Origin of the sequence: Microbispora sp. CL1-1 (genome assembly GCF_012034195.1) — a bacterium.
GTDB lineage: Bacteria > Actinomycetota > Actinomycetes > Streptosporangiales > Streptosporangiaceae > Microbispora.
In genome coordinates this window covers 24,626-47,674 of the sequence record NZ_JAATEK010000001.1, presented here as the reverse complement: position 1 = coordinate 47,674, position 23,049 = coordinate 24,626, and the positions used below count along the sequence as shown (strand labels likewise).

Genomic DNA, 23,049 nt, shown 5'->3' with positions numbered 1-23,049 from the left:
CGCAATGACCGGGCTCGATCGGACGGCCGGGGCGAGCATGCCCCGGCCGCCGGTCGGCCGGTTCAGGTCCGCAGGCGGGGGCCCGGGCCGTGATCCGTGCTCATTGGAACCCCTCGGGGGTGGACTGCGTGCCTCCCTGCTGCCCTGTGCCTCCCTGCTGAGTGCCGCCCTGGGTGCCGCCCTGCTGCGATCCTTGCGGCTGGCCCTCGTACACCGTTCCGCCAGGCTGCGTGCCACCAGGCTGGGTGCCACCAGGCTGGGTCCCGCCCGGCTGCGTGCCACCAGGCTGGGTCCCGCCGGGCTGCGTTCCGTCCGGTTGTGTGCCGCCGGGCTGGCCGGCGTCGGTGGCGGCGGGCGAGGCGGCCGGAGCGGACTGGCCGGCGGGAGCGGACCCGGTCAGCAGCGCCATGATCGCGTCGGCCTGGGCCTTGTCGAAGCCCGCGATGCCGAGGCTGTCCTGGGTGATCTCCTGAGCCACCCGCGGAGCGGCCACGACCTTCTCCCCCACCACGATCGCGAGCTGCTGCTTGACCGTCTCGCGGGTGAGGGCCTCGATCTGCTCCTGGCTGGAGGGGGACAGAACCAGCCTGATCGAGTAGGTGCCGTCGTTCTCCGTCACCTCTTCGATCTTCTGCACGGTCGTGACCGTGACTCCCGGATCGAGCTGGTAGCAGGAGGTGCCCTTGTCGTCCGGGATCGCGTCCGTTCCGGCACAGGGCGCCGCCCCCACCCCGGTCACCGGCGCGAAGTGCACGGGCGTCAGCAGGGTGCGTACGGGCGTCTGCTTGAGCGGCGGGGCGTCCGGGTTCTGGGTCATCACCACGGCGACGGCGCCGAGGACGCCCGACATGATGACCACGAGCACGAGGGCCGAGACGAGGGCGATCGTCGTCCCTCTCGCCGCCCGCGGCTCCGTGGGGCCGTCGGGGGCGGGCGGCTTGTCACCCGGCCCTGTGGCTCCGCCCGAGGACGCGTCGTCGGGCGCGCCGGGCGTGGCGGGCTCCACCGGCTCGCCGGGACGGACGGGAGCACCGGCGGCAGCGGGCACCCCACCGAGGTCGACGGGGATCGCACGTGTGTCGTCCGCTGCCCCCGGAGCGTAGAGAGGGTCGCCCGCTCCGCCCGGAGGCCCCAGTGGGTCACCCGGCACGGCGGGTCCGCCTGCCATGCCGAGCGGGTCGTCCGGGCCGCCAGGCTCACCTGGCACGCCGAGCGGGTCGCCCGCTCCGCCGGGGCCGCCGGACACGCCGAGCGGGTCGTCCGGGCCGCCAGACCCACCCGGCACGCCGGGGAGATCACCCGCCCCGCCCGGAACCCCGAGCGGGGCGCCGGGCACGTCTACCGGGCCGCTGAGCGTGTCCGCGAGCGGATCATCGGGCCTGTCCGGCGGCTCGCCGCGCGCACCGAGCGGATCGTCCGGCCCGCCGTACTCACCCCGCACGCCACCCGGGCCGCCGAGCGGGTCGGCTGGAGGCGCCGGGCGGCCTCCGCCGGGGTCGCCGGGCCCGCCGTACGGGTCGTCTGATTCGCCGCCGGCGGCCGGCAGAACGGTCGTCGTCTCCGCGGCGGCACCGGCGCCGCCGGACGTGTCGCCGAACCAGCCGCCCCATTCGCCGGACGTCTGGGCGGGCACGCCGCCGCGGTTCTCGGGGCCGACCGGCTTGGGCATGGGCGCCGTCTCGGCTCCCGATGTCAGGCCGCCGGGCCGCGGGCCGGGCTCTTCGTCTCCCGGCACGGGCGCGTTGTGCATTCCCACCTCGATCCTTACACCGCTCGCAGAGCCTACCGAGGTCTGCCAACTGCGGGTAACCGGCCGACCATGGAACGTTCAACGCGTTCTTTTATTGACAATTTGTCATGAATATCCGCCAAATGGTTGCCCGTTGACCGATGCCCATACGGACGTCGGGAGCAGACAGTGAAGACATGAAGGTGGGAGTTCCCCGAGAGATCAAGACACACGAGTACCGGGTCGCGCTCACACCCGCGGGGGTCAACGAGTTCGTACGCAAGGGTCATCAGGTCCTCATCGAGAAGGGCGCGGGGCTCGGGTCGGCGATCCCGGACGAGGACTTCACCGCGGCCGGGGCCGTGATCCTCGACACGGCGGACGAGGTGTGGGCCGAGGGTGATCTGATCCTGAAGGTCAAGGAGCCGGTGCCGGACGAGTATCACCGGATGCGCAAGGGCCAGGTGCTGTTCACCTATCTCCATCTGGCCGCCTCGGAGTCCTGCACCCGGGCCATGCTGGAGTCGGGCGTGACCGGCATCGCGTACGAGACCGTGCAGAAACCCGACCGTACGCTGCCGCTGCTCGCGCCCATGTCCGAGGTGGCCGGACGGCTGGCGCCGCAGGTGGGCGCCTACCACCTCATGCGCCAGGGCGGCGGACGCGGCGTGCTGATGAGCGGCGTCCCCGGCACCTACCCGGCCAAGGTGGTGGTGATCGGCGCGGGGGTGTCGGGCATGAGCGCAGCCGCGGTGGCCACGGGCATGCGGGCCCAGGTGCTGCTGCTCGACCGCGACGTCGACCGGCTGCGCCACGCCGACCTCGTCTTCCAGGGGAGCTGCCAGACGGTGGCGTCCAACGCGTACGAGGTCGAGCGGGCGGTGGTGGACGCCGACCTGGTGATCGGCGCGGTGCTCGTGCCGGGCGCCAAGGCGCCGACCCTGGTGAGCAACGACCTCGTCGCACGGATGAAGCCGGGCTCGGTGCTGGTGGACATCTCCATCGACCAGGGCGGCTGTTTCGAGGACTCGCGGCCGACCACCCACGCCGACCCGGTCTACCGGGTGCACCGCTCGGTGTTCTACTGCGTGGCCAACATGCCCGGGGCGGTGCCGCACACCTCGACGTACGCGCTGACCAACGTCACGCTGCCGTACGCGCTGGCGATCGCCGATCTGGGCTGGCGCGAGGCGCTGACCGCCGACCCCGCGCTCGCCCTCGGCCTGAGCACGCACGAAGGCCATCTGACGAGCCGCCCGGTGGCCGAGGCCCACGGGCTGGAGGCCGTGCCCGTGGACCGCGTGCTGGTTCCCTGACCGCGATACCGGTCCTGGCCGCGACACGGCGGCCGGGACGTTCCAGTCGGGCTGGTGCCGGTCAGGACGACGGGGCCGTGCTCGGCATCGGCTCCTGCGTGGTCTCCGCCTGCGGCGACGGGAGCGGCTGCTCGTCGGTGGTGCCGATGCCGCCGGAGCAGGACGCACCGTACTCGGGAGTGGTGGTCGGGTTCTGCTTGTACTTCTTCACGAACTCGGGCAGCCGGGGGTCGTCCGCCGAGTCCAGCGCGAGCTGGTGGTTCCAGGAGCTGACGACGATCTTGGACGGCAGGTTCGGGTAGGGGCTCAGCAGCATGTAGTCGGAGGAGGCGATGGTCTTGAGCTTGTCCACCTCGGCCTTGGGCAGGTCGGGCTGATAGGTGATCCACACCGCACCGTGCTCCAGCGAGTGGACGCCGTGCTCGTTGTGGATGGGCTTGTCGTAGATGCCGCAGTTCTGCCAGTAGAAGTTGTGCTGGCCGCCGACGGGCGGGGTCTCCTTGTAGGAGACCTTCGTCCAGGAGTGGTCGGAGCCCTTGTAGTTGAAGGTCTTGACGGCGCTGAGCGACTTGGCCGAACGGTCGTTGATCACATAGACGGTGACGAGGGCGATCAGGACGACGATCACAAGGCCGCCTATACCCCACATGAGAAGTGCGGCGCGCCGCTCCTTGCGCTTCTGCTCGGCGCGCATGCGGGCGAGGTGGTCACGCCTCGCCTGCGCCTTCTCCTTGGTCATCGCTCCTCCATCCGCTGATCACTGACACCCCCGCTGCGTATGGAGAATAGTGGCTAAAGGTATTGCTTCGGGCAGGGCGAGGGCTCCGGAGAGTAGCGTGTGGGCGGTGAGCACTGACATCGACGTCCCAGAGGACAGCGCCGTGGAGACCGCTCCCCCGGCCCGGCGCCGCCTCCCCATCCTCGGGCTGGTCGTCGTCCTCCTCGCGGCGGCGGCGCTCGTGCTGTTCTTCACCAGGCAGGGGACGCCCGGCGACACCTCCCCCGAAGCGGGCTTCGCCAGAGACATGGGGGTCCACCACGCGCAGGCGGTGGAGATGTCCTTCATCCTCAGGGACAAGACCTCCGACGAGGCGCTGCGCAGCCTGGCGTACGACATCATCACGACGCAGAGCACCCAGCGTGGAATTTTCATGGGCTGGCTGCAGCAGTGGGGGCTCGACCAGAGCTCCGACCGGCCCGCGATGGCCTGGATGGCCGGGCACGGGCACGGCGGGGCCGCCACGACCATTCCGACGTCCGGCACGATGCCCGGCATGGCCACCGAAGAGGAGATGAACCGGCTCCGCCAGGCCACCGGCAAGGACGCCGAGATCCTCTTCCTCCAGCTCATGATCCGCCACCACCAGGGCGGTGTGGAGATGGCCGAGGGCCTGCTCAGGCTGTCGGATCGTGACGAGGTGCGGTCTTTGGCCCAGCACATCGTCGACGGCCAGAACGCCGAGATCCGCACGATGAAGGAACTGCTGGCCAAGCGGGGAGCCCAGCCGCTCCCCGCACCGTGACGTACGGCACCGTCAGGCCGTCTGGTTCAGTCCGCCCCCGTGGCGTGGAGCGCGGTGAAGGCCAGCAGGGAGCGGGCGGTCCGTTCCGGGTCCTCGAGTATGGGTGAGTGCCCGAGGCCCGGCAGCAGCTCGACCTCCGCGCCCGGTACGACACGGTAGTCGGCGGCGGACGAGGATCGCCACCTCCGGTCGTCCGCACCGAAGATCACCAGGAGCGGTTTGGCGAGGACCGCCAGCCGGTCCGGCAGGGCACGCTGCTCCAGGTAGTCGAGGATGCCCTGCATGGTCGCGGCGAGCGTGTGGTGGGTCATCATGCGCACCTCGCCGAGGAGCTCCTGCGGGATCCGGTAGCCGGGGCGGCTGACCGCTGTGGCGGCGAAGCGGCGGAGCTGCTCGTCGGTCGGCGGCCACTGCGACGCCGCGATCCCTGCGGACTCCGACGGGATGAAGCTGTGCATGCCGGGTCCGGTGTTGACGAGCGCGAGCGCGGTCACCAGGCCGGGCCGCTGCTCGGCGAGCGCGGTGGCGACCGCGCCGCCGCTGGAGTGACCGGCCACGATCGCGTGCTCGACGCCGAGCAGGTCCAGTGCCGCGCCGGCCCGGCGCGCCTGGTCGGGCACCGCGTAGCTCGGGCCCGCGGGTTTGCCCGACAGGCCGTGCCCGAGCAGGTCGATCCGGATGACGCGGTGCGCTCCGGTCAGCAGCGGGACCAGCGGGTCCCACGAGCGGACCGAGGAGGCGGATCCGTGGATGAGCAGGAGCGCCGGGGCGTCGCTGGGACCGTCCTCGCACACGTGGATGTCGCCGTCGTCCAGGGACAGCGTCGAACTGGTGGTGGTCTCGTCGTCCACCCGCGGCTTGCCGTCGGAAACAGTCATGCGGCCACTGTCGCCGCGGGTGCACGCCGGCGTCTTGGACGAATGTTCCCCTCGGCCGCGACCACCGGCTTCCGTGGCATGGCCGCGCGGGACATGGCCTGTCCGATCGGCCGAGTACCGCCGAGGCCGGCCCCTCCGGCTCGCCGGTTCCGGCGGGCCGAAGAGTTCCGGCGGGCCAAAGGGGTCCGGCGGGCCAAAGGGGTCCGGCGGGCCGGAGGAGCGAAAGGCCGACGACGCCTACGAGGCGCGCAGTTCCTCGGCCAGCGCCGCGACGAACGCGTCCACGTCGGCCTCGGTGGTGTCGAAGGCGCACATCCACCGCACCTCGACCATGCCCCCGCCGATCTGGTCGTCCCAGTTGTAGAAGCGGAACCGCTTGCGCAGCCGGTCGGCCACGTCACTCGGCAGCACCGCGAAGACCGCGTTGGCCTCGACCGGGCGCGGCACGCTCACCCCGGGCAGGTCGCGTACGGCTTCCGCCAGCCGCCGGGCCATCGCGTTGGCCTGGCGGGCGTTGCGCAGCCACAGGTCCCCCCCGAGCAGGGCTTCGAACTGCACCGACACGAAGCGCATCTTCGAGGCGAGCTGCATGCTCGTCTTGCGCAGGTAGGGCAGGCCCCGCGACGCCTCCGGGTTCAGCACGACGACGACCTCGCCCAGCAGCAGGCCGATCTTGGTGCCGCCGAACGACAGCACGTCGACCCCGGCGTCCGTGGTCAGCGCGCGCAGCGGCACGTCCAGCGCGGCGGCGGCGTTGGTGATCCGCGACCCGTCGAGGTGGACGAACATCCCCAGCTCGTGGGCGTGGTCGCAGATCGCCTTGATCTCGGCCGGGGTGTAGAGCGTGCCCAGCTCGGTCGCGTTGGAGATCGACACGACCCGGGGCTGCGCGTGGTGCACGTCGCCGAAGCCCCGCGCCTGCCGGTCGATCAGCTCCGGCGTGAGCTTGCCGTCGGGGGTCGGCACGGTCAGCAGCTTCAGCCCGCCGGTGACCTCGGGCGCGCCGCCCTCGTCGGTGTTGATGTGCGCGGTCTCGGGGCAGACCACGGCCTCCCAGTGGGCGCACATCGAGCGCAGCGACACGACGTTGGCGGCCGTGCCGTTGAACACGGGGAACACCTCGGCCTGCTCGCCGAAGTGCCTGCGGAAGACCTCCCGGGCCGCCTCGGTGTAGACGTCGTCGCCGTAGGAGGTCTGGTGCCCGCCGTTGGCGAGGGCGATCGCCTCCAGGACCTCGGGGTGCACCCCCGCGTAGTTGTCACTGGCGAACGTCCGGCTCGCCGGGTCGTGCCGGCGTACGGCATCGGTTGTCACGAGATGTCTCCCCATCGCGGTTTCAGACCCGCGACCGGCCGGTCAGGCCGGATGCGGGTCCGGATCGAGCAGCGTAGATCAGGGCACGAGGTCGATCCTGCGGCCGTTGACCGCAGCCGGCTCCTCGTCCCACAGGCCCGCGATCGTCGTCGCCAGGTCCTTCACGTCAGTGAAGGTCCGGTATGGCTTGTCCGGATTCGCGGCCCTCATCTCATCGTGCACCAATGCGTTGACCACCAGGACCACCGCGGCGGAGGAGGTGTCCTTCAGCGCGTCGGCCAGGGCCAGCGTCCACGCCTCGGCGGCGGCCTTGGCCGCCGCGTACGCCGCGCCTCCCTGGGTGGGCTTGCTCGCCGCCCGGGCCGACACGATCGCGAACCGGCCGTTCCCGCTCGCCCGCAGCAGCGGCTCGAACTCCAGCGACACGTGCTGCAGGGTCCTGATCAGCAGGTCGTGCAGCAGGTCCCAGTCGTCGAGCGAGGTGTCGGCGAAGGTCTTCGACCCCCGCCAGCCGCCCACCAGGTGGACGACGCCGTCGACCCGGCCGTGCTCGGCCCGCACCCCCTCGGCCAGGGCCCGTACGGCGTCCCGGTCGAGCAGGTCGACGGCCAGGCATCCCTCGGCGCCGGACTTGTCCACGCCGATGACCGTGTCGCCCAGCTCGGCGAACTTCCCGACGACCGCGCGGCCGGCCGGGCCGCCCGCCCCCGTGACCACGATCACCCTGCTCATCGCACGCCCCTCACAATCTCACCCACGCGGTCCGCGCTCACGCCCGGATGCCCCGGGTCGACTCCACCACGTCGGTGAGCTTACGGCGCAGGGCCTCGTAGAACATGCTCAGCGGGAACTCGTCGGGCAGCACGGCGTCGACCATGGCCTTCTGCTCGGTGGGCAGTGCGTGCACGCCCTGCTTCCAGACCGAGGCCGGGTCGGGCTCGACGTACGTCGCGACCAGCTCGTGCGCGGCGAGCCAGTGGGCCCGCTTGGACCGGTCGATGCCGTCGCGGTAGAGCTTCTCCACCTCGCCGCGCAGGTCGGCGACGCCGTCGGCGACCCGCGACCAGTCGATGGTGAGCCGGTTGTCGGTCCACCGCACGATGCCCTGCCGGTGCAGGTAGGCGAACAAGAGCTGGCCGCCGAGCCCGTCGTAGTTGCGCACCCGCTCGCCGGTGATCGGGAAGCGGAACAGCCGGTCGAACAGGATGGCGTACTGCACGTACCGCGCGTGCGGCACGCCCGCGGCCTCCAGCTTCACGGCCTCGCCGTACGCCGTGAGGTCGCAGCGCAGCTCCTCCAGGCTGTAGAGCCAGTACGGCATGCGCTGCTTGATCATGAACGGGTCGAACGGCAGGTCGCCGTGGCTGTGCGTGCGGTCGTGGACGAGGTCCCACAGCACGAACGTGTCCTGGGCGAGGTCCTGCGACGCCAGCAGCCGGGCGGCGTCCGGCGGCAGCTCCAGCTTCAGCGTGGCCGCGGCGGCCTCGCTGACCCGGCGGAACCGGGCGGCCTCGCGGTCGCAGAAGATGCCGCCCCAGGTGAAGCGCGGCGGGGTCTGGCGCACGACCACGGTCTCGGGGAACAGCACGGCCGAGTTGGTGTCGTAGCCGGAGGTGAAGTCGACGAACGTGATCGGCACGAACATCGGGTTGTCGTAGCCGCCCGCCTCCAGCTCGGCCAGCCAGTCGGGCCACACGACCCGGATCCAGACCGCCTCGACGTTGCGGTTGGGGTTGCCGTTCTGGGTGTACATCGGGAAGACGACCAGGTGCTCCAGGCCGTCGATCCGCTGGGCGTCGGGGTGGAACAGGTTCAGCGAGTCGAGGAAGTCGGGCTTGCCGAGCCCGGCCGCCACCCACGCGCGGAAGTCCTTCATCACCGCGTCGAGATAGTCGGCGTCGTGCGGGAAGTGCGGCGCGAGCCGGGCGACGCCGTCGACGATCTCGCTGATGCACGCCACGGCCTCGTCGTGGTCTCCGGTGACCGAGCCGTCCTTGGCCTGGAGGGGGCGCAACCGCTCCACGGCGTCCTTGAGCCGGGCGAACTCCTCCGCCACCTCGGGGCGGGAGGCGCGGGCGGCGCCGGACGCCTCGGGCACGCGGGCGGCCCAGGTGACGAGGTTGCCCCACAGCTTCTCGTGGTCGTAGTCGCGGATCGAGTCGTCGCCGAACAGGTCGGAGTCGGCCAGGACGACCACGCGGCCCCTGCCGTGCCGTACGGCGGCGACGAGCGGGGCGTCCGCGGGGTCGGCGGACCCGGAGGTCGTGAACAGGACGCTCGCCCCGGCCGGCGCGCCGAGCGTGCCGGCGCGGTAGAAGCAGGCCCTGCGGACCTCCGCGAGCAGGTCCTGGGCCACGCCGCTCTGCTCGGCCACGGCCTGCCCGGCGGGCACGCCGAGGACCCAGGTGGCCACGCCGTTGTGGCAGTTGCCGGGGTCCTGGACGGTCGCGTGCTCGACCGTCACCCCGAACCGGGCGAGCAGCTCGCCCAGGTTGCTGCCGTACTTCTCCTGCTCGTGCTCTGCCAGCACGATCAGCCCGCCGCCGCCCGCGACGTACGCCTCGAGAGCGTCGATCTCCTCGGCGGCGAAGACGGGGCTGCCGACCCCGGTGGTGCGTTCCCAGCGCTCGGCCGAGGGGTGTGCGACCACGAAGACGTCGCACCCGTCCAGCACGGCCGGAGTGATCGGGCCCTCGGTGTGCGCGCGCACCGTGTGGCCGAGCCGCCGCAGCGCCGTGGCGGCCTCCGCGTAGCTGTTGTCGTCGGGGTGGGCGGGATTCATGGCCTCGGCGACCTCGCGCCGGATCGTCCATGCCTCGCTGTGCGCCTCGTCGAACAGGACCGCCGGGAACGCCTTCATGAAAAATCTCCCGTACTGTGAGCCTTCTTCCGGAAAATATACACATAGGTCGCCTTGCAGCGATAAGTCGCTCTAGCGGGTGAGGAGGGATCACCCGCGCGGCGGACGAATCCCCCGGGGTCGCTCACCTACCGTCACCGGCCGTAGGAGAAAGACCCGGAGGGAAAGATCGATGTCCGAACCGTCGGCCTCGGTGGCCTTCCGGCGCACCGTCACCGGAGTCCTGCTGTTCGTCGCGCCGCTGCTGCAGTTCGTCGCGCTCCTCGTCGACCCCGGCACCTGGGGCGACGACCACGAGATGGTCAGCTATGGCGACAACCCCGCCCTGGCCCAGCTGGAGTCGCTGCCCTACCACTGGAGCTGGGTGCTCGTCCCGATCGCGGCCTTCGGCCTGCTGCACCTGGTGCGGAAGAAGGCCGTCGTCCTCGGCCACGTCGCCGGAGGCATGACGATCATCGGCTACATCAGCGTCTCGGCGCTGCTCCTCATGGACCCCCGTCATCGCCCTGGGCTACCTCGGCCTCAAGGTCCTGCGCATGACGAACGCCGAGTGGGCGTCGTACTACCAGAGCTACCCGAGCTACCCGAGCTACCCGAGCGCCGACCCCGGCGTCACCACGCCCGACTCGTACGCGAACACGACCGCCTGAGCGCGGTCGCGCAGGTTCAGCTTCATGAGCACGCGGGCGACGTGGGTCTTGACCGTGGCCTCGCCGACGAAGAGCTCCTTGGCGATCTCGGCGTTGGTGAGGCCCCGGGCGAGCATCCGCAGCACCTCCAGCTCGCGCGGGGTGAGCTCGGCGAGCTGCGGCGGCCGCACCGGCTCGTGCCGGCCCGCGAAGGAGGCGATCACCCGCGTGGTCACGGCGGGGTCGAGCAGTCCGTCACCCGCGGCGACGACCCTGATGGCCTCCACGAGCTGCTCCGGCGGCGACACCTTCAGCAGGAAGCCGCTGGTGCCGGCGCGCAGCGCGGCGTACAGGTTCTCGTCGGTGTCGAACGTCGTCAGCATGATGACCTTGGGCGGATGCGGCGCGTCGAGCAGCTGTCTGGCCGCGGTGAGCCCGTCCACGCGCGGCATCGAGATGTCCATGAGCACGATGTCGGGCCGCACCCGGCGGGCCAGGGCGACCGCCTCGGCGCCGTCGGCGGCCTCGCCCACGACCTCCATCCCGGGCTCGCTCTCGACGACCATGCGCAGGCCGGTCCGGATCATCGCCTGGTCGTCGGCGAGGACGATGCGCACGGTCACTTCGCGGCCTCGCTCACCGGCACCCCCTGGGCGATCGGCAGCGTCGCGCGGACGCGATAACCGCCCTCCGGCAGCGGCCCGGCGTCCAGGGAGCCGCCGAACAGCTCGGCCCGCTCACGCATGCCGATGAGCCCGTTGCCGGTGGACAACGCCGGTCCGGCGCCCCCGCCGTTGTCGGTGATCTCCAGCTCCAGCCGTTCGGGGTGGTAGGCGATCCGGTTGCGCTCGGCGGCGACGGCCTCGGCGGCCCGGCGTTCCCGCTCCAGCTCCAGCCGCATCGCCCGCTCGCTCATCCGGTGCGCCCGCAGGAGGTAGCCGCGCAGCGCCAGCCCCGTGAGGTAGGCCGAGCCGAACATGACGGTGAGGTAGACGACCTCCTGGAACGGCAGGAAGCGGTGGTCGACGGCACCCGAGTCGAAGATCAGGACGCCCGCGAGCGCCCAGGCGCCGCCGTGCCTGACCGACAGGTGGGCGCCGATCGTGTGGAAGACGATGAGCAGCGCGGCGAGCTGCCAGACCGGGCACGACTCGTTGCCCTGCCGGTGCCAGGCGTACTGCGCGAGGATCATGAGGATGAAGACCGCCACGGGAGCCCTGCGGCGATACCAGACCAGGACGCCGGTGACCAGCGCCTGGCCGACCCACCACAGCTCGGGACTGCGGGCGGCGCCGTAGTCCATGGCGTCCGTGAACGCCTCAAGAGTGCCCAGCGCTATGATCGCGAGTCCGATCAGAAGATCGACGCGGGGAACCGAGCGGAGGAGGGACGAGCGCATGCGCGCAGAGTAATCCCTGCCGACATACCGCGCATCAGAGAACAGACGCCTCGCAATCGGCCTGCAAGTAATCGTCAAGCGACGGCGCGATCATCGCGCTGTATCAAGTGGGTGTCGGTCACGATACTCACCTTGTCGAGCACTGTCCGCGCTGAGACGCTTGAGGCGTTCCGATCAGGCATAGGAGAAGCAGATGCCCCGCCTGCACTCCCTTATCGCGGGGCTGGGCGCGCTTTCGGCGCTCGCGGCGCCCATGCTCCACCCGCACCCCAGCGGTTCCACCGACCGGGTCACCCCCGGCGCGGTACGCGTTGAGTCCTCCTCGCATGTCCGCATCACGTTGCTGGACGACCGCGGCGTGATCAAGCAACTGGTCCGCGACTACGACGTCGACCTGGCGGAGGGCAGCGGCTTCACCGTGACGCCCGACGGCGTGGTCGTGACCGCGACACAGGTCGTGCAGGCCGCCGACGACCCCCGCGTGTACGCGGCCAACCGGATCTTCGCCGAATACTTCAAGGTGAAGATCCCCGCCGACTTCAAGCAGCACCCGCTGGACGACCCCGACCTCGACCGCCGGCTCAAGGCGTGCTACCCGCCGCAGAAGACCGACTCGACCTGCATCGCCGACGTCACGACCAACGTCACCGTCTACCCCTACCTCGACCCGCCGCCGCCCGGGGGCCTGCCCGCGCAGATCCTGACCACCGGGACCTCCCCCGCGTCCCCGGCCGTGCTGAAGGTCACCAAGGGCGGTGAGAAGCAGTCACTGCCCACCGTCCCGCTGGGCACGACGATCGGCGGCGCGGTCGAGTCGCTCGACGTCATGTCGCTCCCGAGCAGGCCCTCGGCGAAGACCCCGCCCAAGCTCGACACCGCGCACCTGAATCCGCCGGGCAGCCGGACCGTCAAGGAGCGCGACAAGGTCCTCAAGCTGCTGGACGACGGCGCGCCCGGCGCGGCCCTCATCGACGACGGCAAGAGCGAGGTGGTCGGGTTCGTCTCCGGGGGCGGCGGCGAACCGGTGACCATCACCCCCGCCGACGACATTCGCAGCGCGCTGGTCACCGCCGGGGTCACGCCGCGCCGCGGCCCGGTCGACGTCGTGTACGAGAACGCGCTCGCCTCCTACCACAACAAGCTCTACACCGGCGCGATACCGGCGCTGCAGCAGGTGCTCAACCTGCGGCCCGACCACGCGGTGGCGGCCGACCATCTGCGGGTCGCCCAGTCCAAGGCGGGCACGGCGGAGGACGCCGGGTCGAAACCGGTGGCGAGCCCGGCCGCCGCCGCGCAGGCGAAGTCGTCGGTGCCGTCGTACGTGTGGGCGGCCGGCGGCGTCGTGGTCCTCGCGCTGCTGGCCGTGGGCGTCGTGCTGCTGCGCCGCAGGAGCGCCGCACGCGCCGGCGCCGGCGGCCAGACCGACCACCCCGGTGTCGCCGCACCCGGCAACGCCGTGCACGGGGACTTCGCGGGTGAGGCCGCGTCCTACCCGCCGCCGGAGAACTCCTGGCCGCCGTACGCCGTGACGAGGGTGTTCGGGGCGGAGGCCGCCCGGTCTCCCGACGTCGTCGGGCCGCCGCCGCCCGCTCCCGTGCCGGCGGATCCGTCCCCGGCCGGTGGGCAGGCGTACCCCGTGGACCTGTCGCCACCGCACGGGCACGCGCATCCGGAGGACGTCTCGCCGCCGCGCGGGCACTCCTACCCGCCGAACCCGTCGCCGCCACGCGGACAGGCGCAGCTCAAGTTCTGCACGCAGTGCGGCATGCGACTGGGTCAGGGACACCGTTTCTGCGGCTTCTGCGGGAACCCAGTCGATTCGTGATCGGAAGAACGTTCAAGGGGGAGACCGTATGACCGAGGGGCCCGTGATGCCGCCGCTCGTCGGGCGGCAGCTCGGCGACTACACGGTCGAGGCGGTCGTCGGACGTGGTGGCATGGCGACGGTCTACCGGGCCCGCGACCAGCGGCTCGGGCGGGCCGTGGCGCTGAAGGTGCTCGCACCGCAGCTCGCGCACGACGACCGGTTCCGCGACCGGTTCGTACGCGAGTCGCGGATGGTGGCGAGCATCGACCACCCCAACATCATCCCGGTGTACGAGGCCGGCGAGCGCGACGATCTGCTGTTCATCGCCATGCGCTACGTCGAGGGCAGCGACCTGCGCAAGCTCGTGCAGTCGGAGGGCCCGCTGCCGGTCGGCCGGGCCAACCCGCTGTTCGTGCAGATCGCCTCCGCGCTGGACGCCGCGCACGCCCACGGCCTCGTGCACCGCGACGTGAAACCGGCCAACATCCTGGTCACGCAGGCCGACCACGTCTATCTGACCGACTTCGGGCTCACCAAGAGCTCCTCGGCCGAGGCCGGGCTGACCAGCCATGGTCACTTCATGGGCACTCCGCGCTACGTCGCCCCGGAGCAGATCCGGGGCCTGCCGGTCGACGGCCGAAGCGATTTGTACGCGTTCGCCTGCGTCGTGTACGAGGCGCTGGCCGGGCAGCCGCCGTTCCAGCGGGACACCGAGCTGGCGCTGCTCTACGCCCACGTGTCCCACGACCCGCCGCCGCTCACACCGTACCGGCCGGACCTGCCGCACGCCGTGAACGCCGTGCTCACGCGGGCGCTGGCCAAGTCGCCGGCCGAGCGGTTCGAGACGTGCCAGGCGTTCGTGTCCGCGCTGCGCGACGCGATCAGCGGCGGCGCGGGCGACCCGGCGGCCTCCCCGTCGTATCCCCCGGTCACCCCGTCCCATCCCCCGGTGCCCTCGTACCCGCCGGTCTCCCACGCCTCTCCGGGGTCTCCGGTCTCCCACGGCTCTCCGGCCGCGCAGGGACCGGCCGGGGCGCGGCCGCAGGGGTCCTATCCGCCGGGCACGCCCACCTCGTTCCCTCCCGGCACCAGGCCGCCCGTCACCCATCCCTCCTACTCGGCGCCCACGGCGTCGTCCCACCCGCCGGTGAGCCATCCGACCGGTGCCATGGGCCATGTGCAGGGTCACGGGTCGTACCCTCCCGGGTCGCCGAACGCGCAGGCGACGGTCGCGTCGGCGGGCGCGCAGGGCCAGCGGCGAGGGCTGCCGCTCGGGCCGCTGATCGGCGGCCTGGCGATCCTGGTGTCCATCGCCGTCGCCGCGGCGCTGCTGCTGACCAAGGGCGGGGACACCGCCGCGACGTGGAACACCTACCCGGGCAGCACGGCGGCGCCGTTCACCATGTCCTACCCCTCGTCGTGGGGCGAGGCCAAGACGAACGCCGACCAGTGGATGATCGCCTCCCCCGCGGTGGACGAGTTCAACGCGCTGTTCGCGGTGCCGGGCAACACCGACTGGTCGAAGGTGAACGCCATCATCAAGGACCAGCCTGATCGGGCCGCCGGGGTGTTCGCCCAGGTCAGCAACACCCTGAGCACGTCCGACTCGCCGATGGAGCTCCAGGAGAGCCTGGGCCCGGCGCTGCCCGGCGTGACCACCTACTTCGGTGTGCCGACGCCCACGACGGTCGGGGCCAAACCCGCGTTCCGCATCGAGGGCGTGCTCAGCGACCCCCAGCAGGGCGGACGGCTCGAGTTCATCGCCTACGTCGTACGGCAGGGCGACACGGGCACGACCGTCCTGATCACGTTCTTCTGCCCGCCGGGCAAGTTCAACCAGTCGAACATCGACCACATGGTGAACAGCATCGCGTTCACGTCCTAGCCCCGCCGGGTGCGCCAGTCGCGTGCGCCGTCGAGGACGGCCCGGTGGACCGCACGGGCGATCCGCGCGCCCCAGACGGAGCGCGGGCCGCCGAACTCCTCCGCCGGGCCGTCCTCCCGCGCGGCGACGCACACGGCGTCCGACGCGGTCCCGGTGCAGGGGAAGCCCGCCTCAAGCAGCGCCTGCGTCTTCGCCTCGGTGACCGTCATGACGGCGTTGACCAGCGCGGGGTCGGAGAACGCGACCGGCACGGCCACCAGGATGTTGATCGTCCCCGGCCGCGGCGCCCGCCCACCGGTTGCCGGCATCCCGGCATCGCCCGTGCCGACCGGCTCGCGCGCGGGACCGGATGCGGCCGGACCGACGGGCTCCTGCGCGGACGCCGAAGCGGGCTCGGGGGCGGCAGGGGCGGCGGGCAGGCCGGGGTCGGGCACGCCCTCGGGCGCGGCCGCCCAGGTCGGCACGCCCAGGCCGACCGTGGCGACGGCCTCCGCTCCCCCGTCGGCCGCCGTGACGTACCGCTCCACCAGCGCCGCCGTCATCATGCCGACCCCGGGGCCGCCGGGCCCGAGCGCGTCCATGTGCTCGACCGGGTCCATGCGTGAGTAACCCGCGGCCACCTGCGCGTTCAGCACCCACTCCCGGGGACCGATGCCGCCGCCCAGCATCGCCGAGGAGATCATCCGCCAGCCGGGCCCGAACCGCCACAGCAGCGTGCCCAGCCGCTGGCCGTCCTCCGTACGGTGCGTCAGGGACGGCCGGAGGAGGCCCGTCATGCCTCCTCCGCCATCGAGGAGACCGACGGGCGCACCAGGTGGACGACGGGGCGGCCCTCGGGGCCGGGCTCCACCCGCACGCGGGCGCCGAAGTGCTCGGTCAGCAGCGGCTCGGCCAGCACCTGTCCGGGCGGCCCGGCCGCGACCGCCCGCCCTGCGGCGAGCAGCACGAGCACGTCGGCGTACTGCCCGGCGAGGCTGAGGTCGTGCAGCGTCGTCACGACGGTGAGGTCGTCGGCCAGGCGCAGCCGGTCGACGAGTTCGAGCACCTGCTGCTGGTGGCCCAGGTCGAGCGCCGTGGTCGGCTCGTCGAGCAGCAGCACCGGCGCCTGCTGCACCAGCGCCCTGGCGAGCACGACGCGCTGACGCTCGCCGCCGGACAGGTGCCCGAGCGGCCGCGACGCGAAGCCGTCCAGGTCGAGCCGTTCCAGCACCGACCGCGTCACCTCGCGGTCCCGCGCGCTCTCGCTGCCGAGATAGGCGATGTACGGCGTGCGGCCGAGCAGCGCGTAGTCGTAGACCGTCATGTCGGGCGGCAGCGCCGGGCTCTGCGGCGCGTAGGCGATCAGCCGTGCCCGGCGGCGCGGGCGCAGGTCGTCGACGGCCGTCCCCTCGACGAGCACCTCGCCCTCCCTCGGCACCAGCCCGGCGACGGCCCGCAGGAGCGTGGACTTGCCCGCGCCGTTCGGCCCGATGATCGCCAGCCACTGGCCGGGCGCGGCCGACAGCGTGACGTCCGTGAGCACCCGCCGCCCGCCCAGCGTGACGCCCACGCCGCGCGCCTCGACGGCCGGTGCGGCCCGCCCGCTCACGTCCCCACCCGCCGGGTCACGCGCAGGATGGTGACGAAGAACGGCGCCCCCACGAACGCCGTGACGACCCCGATCGGCAGCTCGGCCGGCGCGAGCACCGTACGCGCGATCGTGTCGGCCAGCACGAGGAACGCCGCGCCGCCGAGAAACGACACCGGCAGCACGATCCGGTAGGACCAGCCGGCGAGCCGCCGGACCACGTGCGGCACCACGATCCCGACGAACGCGATCAGCCCGCTGACCGCCACGGCCGACGCGGTGGCGAGCGAGGCGGCCAGCAGCACGACGAAGCGCACCCGCGCCGCGCGCAGGCCGAGACTCACCGCCTCCTCGTCGCCCACCGACAGCACGTCGAGCAGCCGCCCGTGCAGCAGCATGCCGATGGTGGACACCGCGGCGTACGGCGCGATCATGCGGAGCTGGTCCCAGCCGCCGCCGACGTCGCCGAGGATCCAGGAGTAGATCCGCTGCAGTTCCTCCACCTTGAGCTGCTGCACGAAGGTCTGGATGGCGGTGAGGAACGAGGTGACCGCGACACCGGCGAGCACCAGCGTCGCGGTGCCGCCGCCCCGGCCCGCCGTGTGGCCCAGCGCGTACGCGAGGAACACCCCGCCGACGGCCCCGGCGAAGGCGGCGATCGGCACCGCGGTCACGCCGGTGTCGCCGCCCAGGAAGACCACGACGAGCGTCACCGTGAGGCCGGCTCCCGCCGCCGCCCCGAGCAGGTAGGGATCGGCCAGCGGGTTGCGGAACACGCCCTGGTAGCCGGCCCCGGCCGTGGCGAGCAGCCCGCCCACGACGGCCGCGAGCAGCACCCGCGGCACCCGGAGCTGGAACAGCAGCCCCTCCTCGACCGGCGACAGGCCCGAGTGCACCGACACCAGCGGCAGCCGGTCGAGCAGTGCGAGCACGATGGCGCGGGGCGAGATGCCCGCCGCGCCCGCCATCAGGCCGAGGGCGAGACTGGCCGCCAGCACGACGGACGCGACGAGCAGCGCCCGGCCGCGCGGCCGGGCCGGGGTCATGACGCCACCACCGGCCTCACCACGTCATCTGGCACCAGGCCACCGAGCACCCCACCACCGAGCACCGTGTCATCGGGCACCGCGTCATCGGGCGCCGGGTCACCGGGCGTCGTGTCCCTGGGCGTCGTGTCACCGGGCACCATGCCACCGTGCCGTGTCACCAGAGGCCGTGTCACCAGAGGCCGTGTCAGCGGGCGTCGTACCACCAGGCGCCGCGCCGCCAGGGGCGTCCGCGTCGTCACCGGCTCAGCTCGCCGCCTTCTGCACGGCGTCGCTGACGGCCTGGGCGAGGTCGGCGACCCGGGGCCCCCAGCGGGAGGCGAGGTCGTCGTCCAGCCCCACCACGCGGCCCTTCTTCACGGCGGTCAGGCCGGACCAGCCCGGCCGCTTGGCCAGCGCGGCGGCGTCCTGCCCGCAGCACTTCGTGTCACCGAGGAAGATCAGGTCGGGGTCGGCCTTGGCGATGAACTCCGCCGACAGCTTGGGATAGCCGCCCGCCGCGTCCGGCGCCTCGTCGGCGATGTTCTTCAGCCCGAACAGGCTGTAGACCTGCCCGATGAACGTGCTCGACGTCGCCGCGTAGGGCGTGGTGTCCAGCTCGTGGTAGTACGTCAGCTCCTTGTCCTTCGGCGCCGCCGCCGCGAGGGCGTCGATCTTCTGCTTGACGCCGGTCGCCACCTCGTCGGCCTTGGCCGCGTTGCCGGTGGCCGCGCCGAGGTCCCGGATCTGGTCGTAGGTGTCGTCGAGCTTGGTCGCGGCGGGTTCGAGCAGCACCGGCACGCCGACCTTGCCGAGCCCGGTGACCACGCCCTCCAGGTCGTTGGCGAGCACCACGAGGTCGGGCTTGGTGGCGACGATCGCCTCGACATTGGGCTTGAACCCCGACAGCGAGGTCTTGGGCGCCTCGGGCGGGTAGTTCGACTGGTCGTCCACCGCCGTCACCTGCGCGCCCGCGCCGATCGCGAACAGGATCTCGGTGGCCGTCGGGGACAGCGACACGATGTGCTCGGGCTTCTTGGCGATGGTCACCGCGCCGTTGCCCGCCTGAACGGTGACGGGGAATGCGGCCTGACCGGTGCCGTCCGAGACGGCGGGGGTGGGGGTAGCGGACGTGGCGGCGCCGTCGCTCTGGCCGCAGCCGGCCAGAGCGAGCACGCCCAGCACCACACCCGCGACGGCCGTGCGTACGGGCCTCACGAGGTCCTCCATAAGGGGGAATGCCGGGAATCGAGGGACCCGCTGGAAGCGACGGATCACCCTTTTCCACGAGGGTCGATAGCGTCGGCGCGCAGCGCAGGCGACCTGGCTCGTCCCCGGGGGCGGGGAACCACAGTTGCGGGACAGCGCCGGATTCTCACCGGACTTCGCTACGCGGCGCGCGTCGGACGCAACGGTACCAATCCCTCACGCGGCGTCCACCCCCGGCCCGGGACCCCACCGCCCCGGGCGGACGGCGATCCACGCGCGCGGCCGTCGGCCTGGGCGTACGCGGGGTTGGTAGGGCCGGCCCTACCCCGGTGGTAGGGGGCCTCCCATGATCGGAAGTAGGGACCGCGTCGCTGCGCCGGGCGGGGGCGCGGCGGGACGCTTGAACCGCTCGCGAAGACCGGGCCCCAGGCCCCGGGCCACCGCAGCCCCCGAACCACCGCGACCTCGAACCACCCCGACCTCGAACCACCCCGACCTCGAACCACCCCGACCTCGAACCACCGCAACCCCGAACCACCGCAACCCCGAACCACCGCAACCCCGAACCACCGCAACCCCGAACCACCGCAACCCCGAACCACCGCAACCCCGAACCACCGCAACCCCGAACCACCGAGGCTTCGAGCCCCCACCGCCCGCGGAACGCCCCCGCGGCGGCCCCGAAACAGCGAAGGCGGCTTCTCGTGTCCCTGACCATGCTTCCCCCCGCAGCCGAGCGGGCCCCGGCCGCACCCGCGCCGCGCGACCGCTTCATCGACGTCCTGCGCGTCTTCGGGATGGTCCTGGTGGTCGTCCAGCACTGGACGATGCCGGTCCTGTCGTACGCCCAGGGGCGGCTCACGACCGGCAACGCCCTGGCGGCGATCCCGTACGTCACCTGGATCTCGCAGGTCATGCCACTGGTGTTCTTCGCCGGGGGCGCGGCCAACGCGATCAGCTTCCGGTCCGCGGCTCGCCGGGGCGGGACGGCCCGGGAGTGGACCGCGCGGCGGGTACGCCGCCTGGCCTGGCCGGTGGTGCCGCTGGCGGTCGTGTGGCTGCCGCTCCCCCACCTCCTGACGGCCCTGGGCGTGCCCGCGCAGCCGGTGGAGGTGGCCGCGCGGACGGTCGGGCAGCTCCTGTGGTTCCTGGCGGTCTACCTGCTGGCCGTGGTGACCACGCCGCGCCTGCTGCGGATGCGGGCCGGGGTGGTCCTGCCAGTGCTGGCGGGCGGCGCGGTGCTGACGGACGTGGTCCGGTTCTCCGGCCTGGAGGCCGCCGGTTATCTCAACGTCGCCTTCGTCTGGCCGGCCGTCCACCAGGTCGGGTTCCGGTACGCCGAAGGCGGCCTGGAGTGGCTGAGGGGACGGCGGGCCGCGGGGCTCGCGGTGGCCGGGTTCGCGATGGTGGCGGCCCTGGTGGCGACCGGGCCCTACCCCTCCAGCATGATCGGGATGCCGGGGATGATCTCGAACATGGCCCCGCCGAGCGCCTGCCTGCTCGCACTGTTCGCCGGTCAGCTCGGCCTGGCGATGCTGCTGCGCCCCGCCGTGAACGCGCTGGCCGCCCGGCCGGTGGCCGAGAGGGTGCTCACCGCGCTCGCGCCGCACATGATGACGATCTACCTGTGGCACATGACCGCGCTCGTCGCCGTCGCCGGTGTGGCGGTCATCGGGCTCGGGCTGACGCCCACCGCCGGCTCGGCGGCCTGGTGGAGCGCCGCCCCGCCGTGCCTGGCCGCCCTGGCGCTGGTGCTGGTCGGGCTCACCGCGCTGCTCGGCCGCTTCGAGAACCCCGCGGGCGCCGCCGCCCACCGGCACGTGCCCGTGGCCGTACCCCTCATGGGCGGCGCGCTGCTCACGCTCACCATCACCGGGTTCGCGCCCGGCCCCGCGCCGGTGATCGCCTCCGTCGCCCTAGGCGCGGGCCTCGCCCTGGTCAGCCGGCCCGCAGCTGCCGCTCCACGTCGTCGATGATCTCCTGCATGCGCAGTCCGTGGCGGGCGTCGAGCGGATGCCCGCCGCCGTCGCGCACGGTGCTCGCGAACTGCCGCACCACCTCGGGGAAGACGTCGCCGAGCTCGGAGCCGAGCAGCGAGGCGGTGCCGAGCCTGCCGTACACGTCGACACGGCTGGGCGGGGTCTCCCCCTCGACGGCCATGCTGAGCGACGCCTCGCTGACCGCGCCGCCCTCGTGCTCCAGCAGCAGGCCGACCCAGCCGAGCGGGTCGCCGTGGGCCTTGACCCCGACCACGCGGCCCAGCGCGGCGTCGAGCAGGTCGATCGTGTGCGGGCCCACGTCGAGCACCGCCCCGCGCTCCAGCCGCCAGGGGGTGGCGAAGGGGCCGCCGCGCAGGCTTCCCGAGATGTTCGCGGCGTGCCCGCCGAAGGGCTCGATCCGCCGGGCCCGCTCCAGGAAGCCGGCCGTCGCCGCCGAATAGCGGAACGTGAAGAGCATCTGGGAGGCGACGCCCGCCTCCTCGATCGCCCCGGCGAGGCGCCGGGCGCCGTCGAGGTCGGCCGCGAGCGGCTTCTCCAGCAGCAGGGCCTTTCCCGCCCGGGCCGCGAGCACGCCGAGTTCGGCCTGCACGGTGGGCGGCACGCAGAAGGCGACCGCCTCCGACGCCGCGAACAGGTCCTCCAGCCGCTCGAAGGCGGGCGCGCCGTGGGCGTCCGCCAGCGCTCGCGCCGCCTCGGGCCTGCGCGCCCACACTCCGGACAGCGTCGTGTGCGGCCCGGCCGCGAGAGCGGGCGCGTGCACCATCTCCGCCCACGGTCCCGCACCGACGAGTCCCACCCGCACCGGCTCCATGTGGCGCCCCCTTTCCCGCGGGGACCCTACTGCAGGCCGCGGGCGGGTGGTCAAGGGGGCCCGTCGCGGGTGAAATCGGACGTACGGGCAAGATGGACGCTCTATGAACGTCATCCTGTTGAGGCACGGCGAGACCGAGTGGAGCAGGGCCGGGCGGCACACGGGCCGCACCGACCTGCCGCTGACACCCCACGGCGAGGAGCAGGCACGGGCGCTGTCCCGCCTGGTGGCGGGCCGGTCGTTCGCGCTGGTCCTCGTCAGTCCCGCACAGCGGGCCCGCCGTACGGCCGAGCTGGCCGGCGCCGGGCGGTACGAGGTGGACCCGAACCTGTGGGAGTGGGACTACGGCGGCTACGAGGGCATCACCACCGCCGAGATCCGCCGGTCACGCCCCGGCTGGTACGTCTGGCGCGACGGCGTGATCCCGGGAGACGAGGCGCACCCGGGCGAGACCGTGGAGCACGTCGGGGAACGGGCGGACAAGGTGCTCGCCCGGATCCGCCCGGCGGACGGGGACGTGCTGGTCGTCGCGCACGCCCACATGCTGCGTGTGCTGGCGGCCCGCTGGCTGTCGCTGCCCGCCGATCACGGCAGGCTCTTCCGGCTCGACACCGGGACGTACTCCGTCCTCGGCCACGAGCACGACGAGCCCGTCCTGCTCCACTGGAATGTGCCGGCCTGACGACGCGACGGCCCGAGTCACGCGCACCCGGGACCCGGGCGTCACGCAGCGTCCACCTGGGCGACCTGCTGGGGCTGCGGACCTCGGCCGGTGAGCCATTCCAGGACCTTGCGGTGGCCGCGCCGGGCGTCTTCGAAGTGCCCCCACCGCCAGTACCTGGGCTGCTCCCGTACCCCGGTGACCCACGTCCGGTAGGCCACCGACCTCGGCTGTCCGTTCGCCGGGTCGGCCGGCGCGGCGACTCCGTAGGTGCGGATCACCACGCGGCCTCCGGGTGCGAACAGCACGTCGTCGGCCACCGGGTAGAGAGTCATCTGGTCCAGCACTGGGTCCCCCTTGTGAGCTTTCTTGAGGACCCACTCTGCCGGATCCGTGTTACGCCTCCCGCGTCGTGACGTTACACGCGTGAGACACG

At 72.6% G+C, this 23,049-nt stretch carries 20 protein-coding genes and 1 riboswitch; of the genes, 6 read left to right on the top strand and 14 right to left on the bottom strand.

The features are described 5' to 3' along the window. Window positions 1-100 precede the first annotated feature (100 nt). A complete protein-coding gene (locus HCK04_RS00210; RefSeq protein WP_142644823.1) occupies window positions 101-1,756 on the bottom strand; it encodes a hypothetical protein in 1,656 nt (551 codons plus the stop codon). A 170-nt stretch (window positions 1,757-1,926) separates the two neighbouring features. Here HCK04_RS00210 and ald point away from each other — a divergent pair, with 170 nt between their 5' ends. Beyond that, on the top strand, window positions 1,927-3,045 hold the full coding sequence (gene ald, locus HCK04_RS00205; protein WP_142644822.1) for an alanine dehydrogenase: 1,119 nt from the start codon (window positions 1,927-1,929) through the stop codon (window positions 3,043-3,045). 61 nt (window positions 3,046-3,106) lie between these two features. On the opposite strand, the gene HCK04_RS00200 is transcribed toward ald, so the two are convergent. Continuing rightward, a complete protein-coding gene (locus tag HCK04_RS00200) occupies window positions 3,107-3,784 on the bottom strand; it encodes a DUF3105 domain-containing protein (protein ID WP_142644821.1) in 678 nt (225 codons plus the stop codon). Between the two features lie 106 nt (window positions 3,785-3,890). Here HCK04_RS00200 and HCK04_RS00195 point away from each other — a divergent pair, with 106 nt between their 5' ends. Further along, entirely contained in the window at window positions 3,891-4,568 is a 678-nt protein-coding gene (locus tag HCK04_RS00195; RefSeq protein WP_260616991.1) for a DUF305 domain-containing protein, read from the top strand. Window positions 4,569-4,594: 26 nt separating this feature from the next. Here HCK04_RS00195 and HCK04_RS00190 read toward each other — a convergent pair whose 3' ends face one another. From HCK04_RS00190 to HCK04_RS00165, 6 genes are all read right to left on the bottom strand, one after another. Continuing rightward, the gene (locus tag HCK04_RS00190; RefSeq protein ID WP_142644820.1) at window positions 4,595-5,446 is read right to left on the bottom strand and encodes an alpha/beta fold hydrolase; all 852 of its coding nucleotides are present in this window, start codon (window positions 5,444-5,446) and stop codon (window positions 4,595-4,597) included. A gap of 237 nt (window positions 5,447-5,683) precedes the next feature. Next, entirely contained in the window at window positions 5,684-6,775 is a 1,092-nt protein-coding gene (locus HCK04_RS00185) for a low specificity L-threonine aldolase (RefSeq protein WP_142644819.1), read from the bottom strand. 63 nt (window positions 6,776-6,838) lie between these two features. Beyond that, the gene (locus HCK04_RS00180) at window positions 6,839-7,492 is read right to left on the bottom strand and encodes an SDR family NAD(P)-dependent oxidoreductase (RefSeq protein WP_142644818.1); all 654 of its coding nucleotides are present in this window, start codon (window positions 7,490-7,492) and stop codon (window positions 6,839-6,841) included. A 37-nt stretch (window positions 7,493-7,529) separates the two neighbouring features. After that, on the bottom strand, window positions 7,530-9,620 hold the full coding sequence (locus HCK04_RS00175) for a DUF6421 family protein (RefSeq protein ID WP_142644817.1): 2,091 nt from the start codon (window positions 9,618-9,620) through the stop codon (window positions 7,530-7,532). Between the two features lie 589 nt (window positions 9,621-10,209). Then, window positions 10,210-10,872: a response regulator transcription factor gene (locus HCK04_RS00170; RefSeq protein ID WP_142644816.1), complete on the bottom strand. Its 663-nt coding sequence runs from the start codon at window positions 10,870-10,872 to the stop codon at window positions 10,210-10,212. Next, window positions 10,869-11,648 carry a hypothetical protein gene (locus HCK04_RS00165; RefSeq protein WP_142644815.1) on the bottom strand — a complete coding sequence of 260 codons (780 nt, stop codon included), beginning with the start codon at window positions 11,646-11,648 and terminating at the stop codon, window positions 10,869-10,871. Before HCK04_RS00165 ends, HCK04_RS00170 begins: the two co-directional genes overlap by 4 nt. Window positions 11,649-11,841: 193 nt before the next feature. Between HCK04_RS00165 and HCK04_RS00160 the strand changes: the two genes are divergently transcribed. Both HCK04_RS00160 and HCK04_RS00155 read left to right on the top strand, forming a co-directional pair. Further along, the gene (locus tag HCK04_RS00160; protein ID WP_142644814.1) at window positions 11,842-13,473 is read left to right on the top strand and encodes a zinc ribbon domain-containing protein; all 1,632 of its coding nucleotides are present in this window, start codon (window positions 11,842-11,844) and stop codon (window positions 13,471-13,473) included. A 28-nt stretch (window positions 13,474-13,501) separates the two neighbouring features. Continuing rightward, entirely contained in the window at window positions 13,502-15,340 is a 1,839-nt protein-coding gene (locus HCK04_RS00155; protein ID WP_142644813.1) for a serine/threonine-protein kinase, read from the top strand. On the opposite strand, the gene HCK04_RS00150 is transcribed toward HCK04_RS00155, so the two are convergent. The 4 genes from HCK04_RS00150 to HCK04_RS00135 all read right to left on the bottom strand — a co-directional run bounded on the left by HCK04_RS00150 (window position 15,337) and on the right by HCK04_RS00135 (window position 19,150). Then, complete coding sequence (locus HCK04_RS00150; protein ID WP_142644812.1) at window positions 15,337-16,116, bottom strand: adenosylcobinamide amidohydrolase; 780 nt, start codon at window positions 16,114-16,116, stop codon at window positions 15,337-15,339. The two genes, HCK04_RS00155 and HCK04_RS00150, sit on opposite strands and share 4 nt — an antisense overlap. Then, the gene (locus tag HCK04_RS00145; RefSeq protein ID WP_142644811.1) at window positions 16,113-16,928 is read right to left on the bottom strand and encodes an ABC transporter ATP-binding protein; all 816 of its coding nucleotides are present in this window, start codon (window positions 16,926-16,928) and stop codon (window positions 16,113-16,115) included. Before HCK04_RS00145 ends, HCK04_RS00150 begins: the two co-directional genes overlap by 4 nt. Beyond that, window positions 16,925-17,953 carry an iron ABC transporter permease gene (locus HCK04_RS00140; RefSeq protein WP_142644810.1) on the bottom strand — a complete coding sequence of 343 codons (1,029 nt, stop codon included), beginning with the start codon at window positions 17,951-17,953 and terminating at the stop codon, window positions 16,925-16,927. The genes HCK04_RS00145 and HCK04_RS00140 overlap by 4 nt, the downstream gene beginning before the upstream one ends. A 246-nt stretch (window positions 17,954-18,199) precedes the next feature. Beyond that, the gene (locus HCK04_RS00135; protein ID WP_142644809.1) at window positions 18,200-19,150 is read right to left on the bottom strand and encodes an ABC transporter substrate-binding protein; all 951 of its coding nucleotides are present in this window, start codon (window positions 19,148-19,150) and stop codon (window positions 18,200-18,202) included. A 77-nt stretch (window positions 19,151-19,227) separates the two neighbouring features. Further along, window positions 19,228-19,364, bottom strand: a riboswitch (cobalamin riboswitch). A 481-nt stretch (window positions 19,365-19,845) separates the two neighbouring features. Here HCK04_RS00135 and HCK04_RS00130 point away from each other — a divergent pair. Next, on the top strand, window positions 19,846-21,117 hold the full coding sequence (locus tag HCK04_RS00130; protein ID WP_260616990.1) for an acyltransferase: 1,272 nt from the start codon (window positions 19,846-19,848) through the stop codon (window positions 21,115-21,117). Here the strand turns inward: HCK04_RS00130 and HCK04_RS00125 are convergent. Further along, the gene (locus HCK04_RS00125) at window positions 21,080-21,952 is read right to left on the bottom strand and encodes a Gfo/Idh/MocA family oxidoreductase (RefSeq protein ID WP_142644808.1); all 873 of its coding nucleotides are present in this window, start codon (window positions 21,950-21,952) and stop codon (window positions 21,080-21,082) included. The two genes, HCK04_RS00130 and HCK04_RS00125, sit on opposite strands and share 38 nt — an antisense overlap. Before the next feature lie 103 nt (window positions 21,953-22,055). On the opposite strand from HCK04_RS00125, the gene HCK04_RS00120 reads away from it, so the two are divergent. Then, entirely contained in the window at window positions 22,056-22,634 is a 579-nt protein-coding gene (locus tag HCK04_RS00120; protein ID WP_142644807.1) for a histidine phosphatase family protein, read from the top strand. Between the two features lie 41 nt (window positions 22,635-22,675). On the opposite strand, the gene HCK04_RS00115 is transcribed toward HCK04_RS00120, so the two are convergent. Beyond that, entirely contained in the window at window positions 22,676-22,960 is a 285-nt protein-coding gene (locus tag HCK04_RS00115) for a hypothetical protein (protein WP_142644806.1), read from the bottom strand. Between the last annotated feature and the right edge of the window lie 89 nt (window positions 22,961-23,049).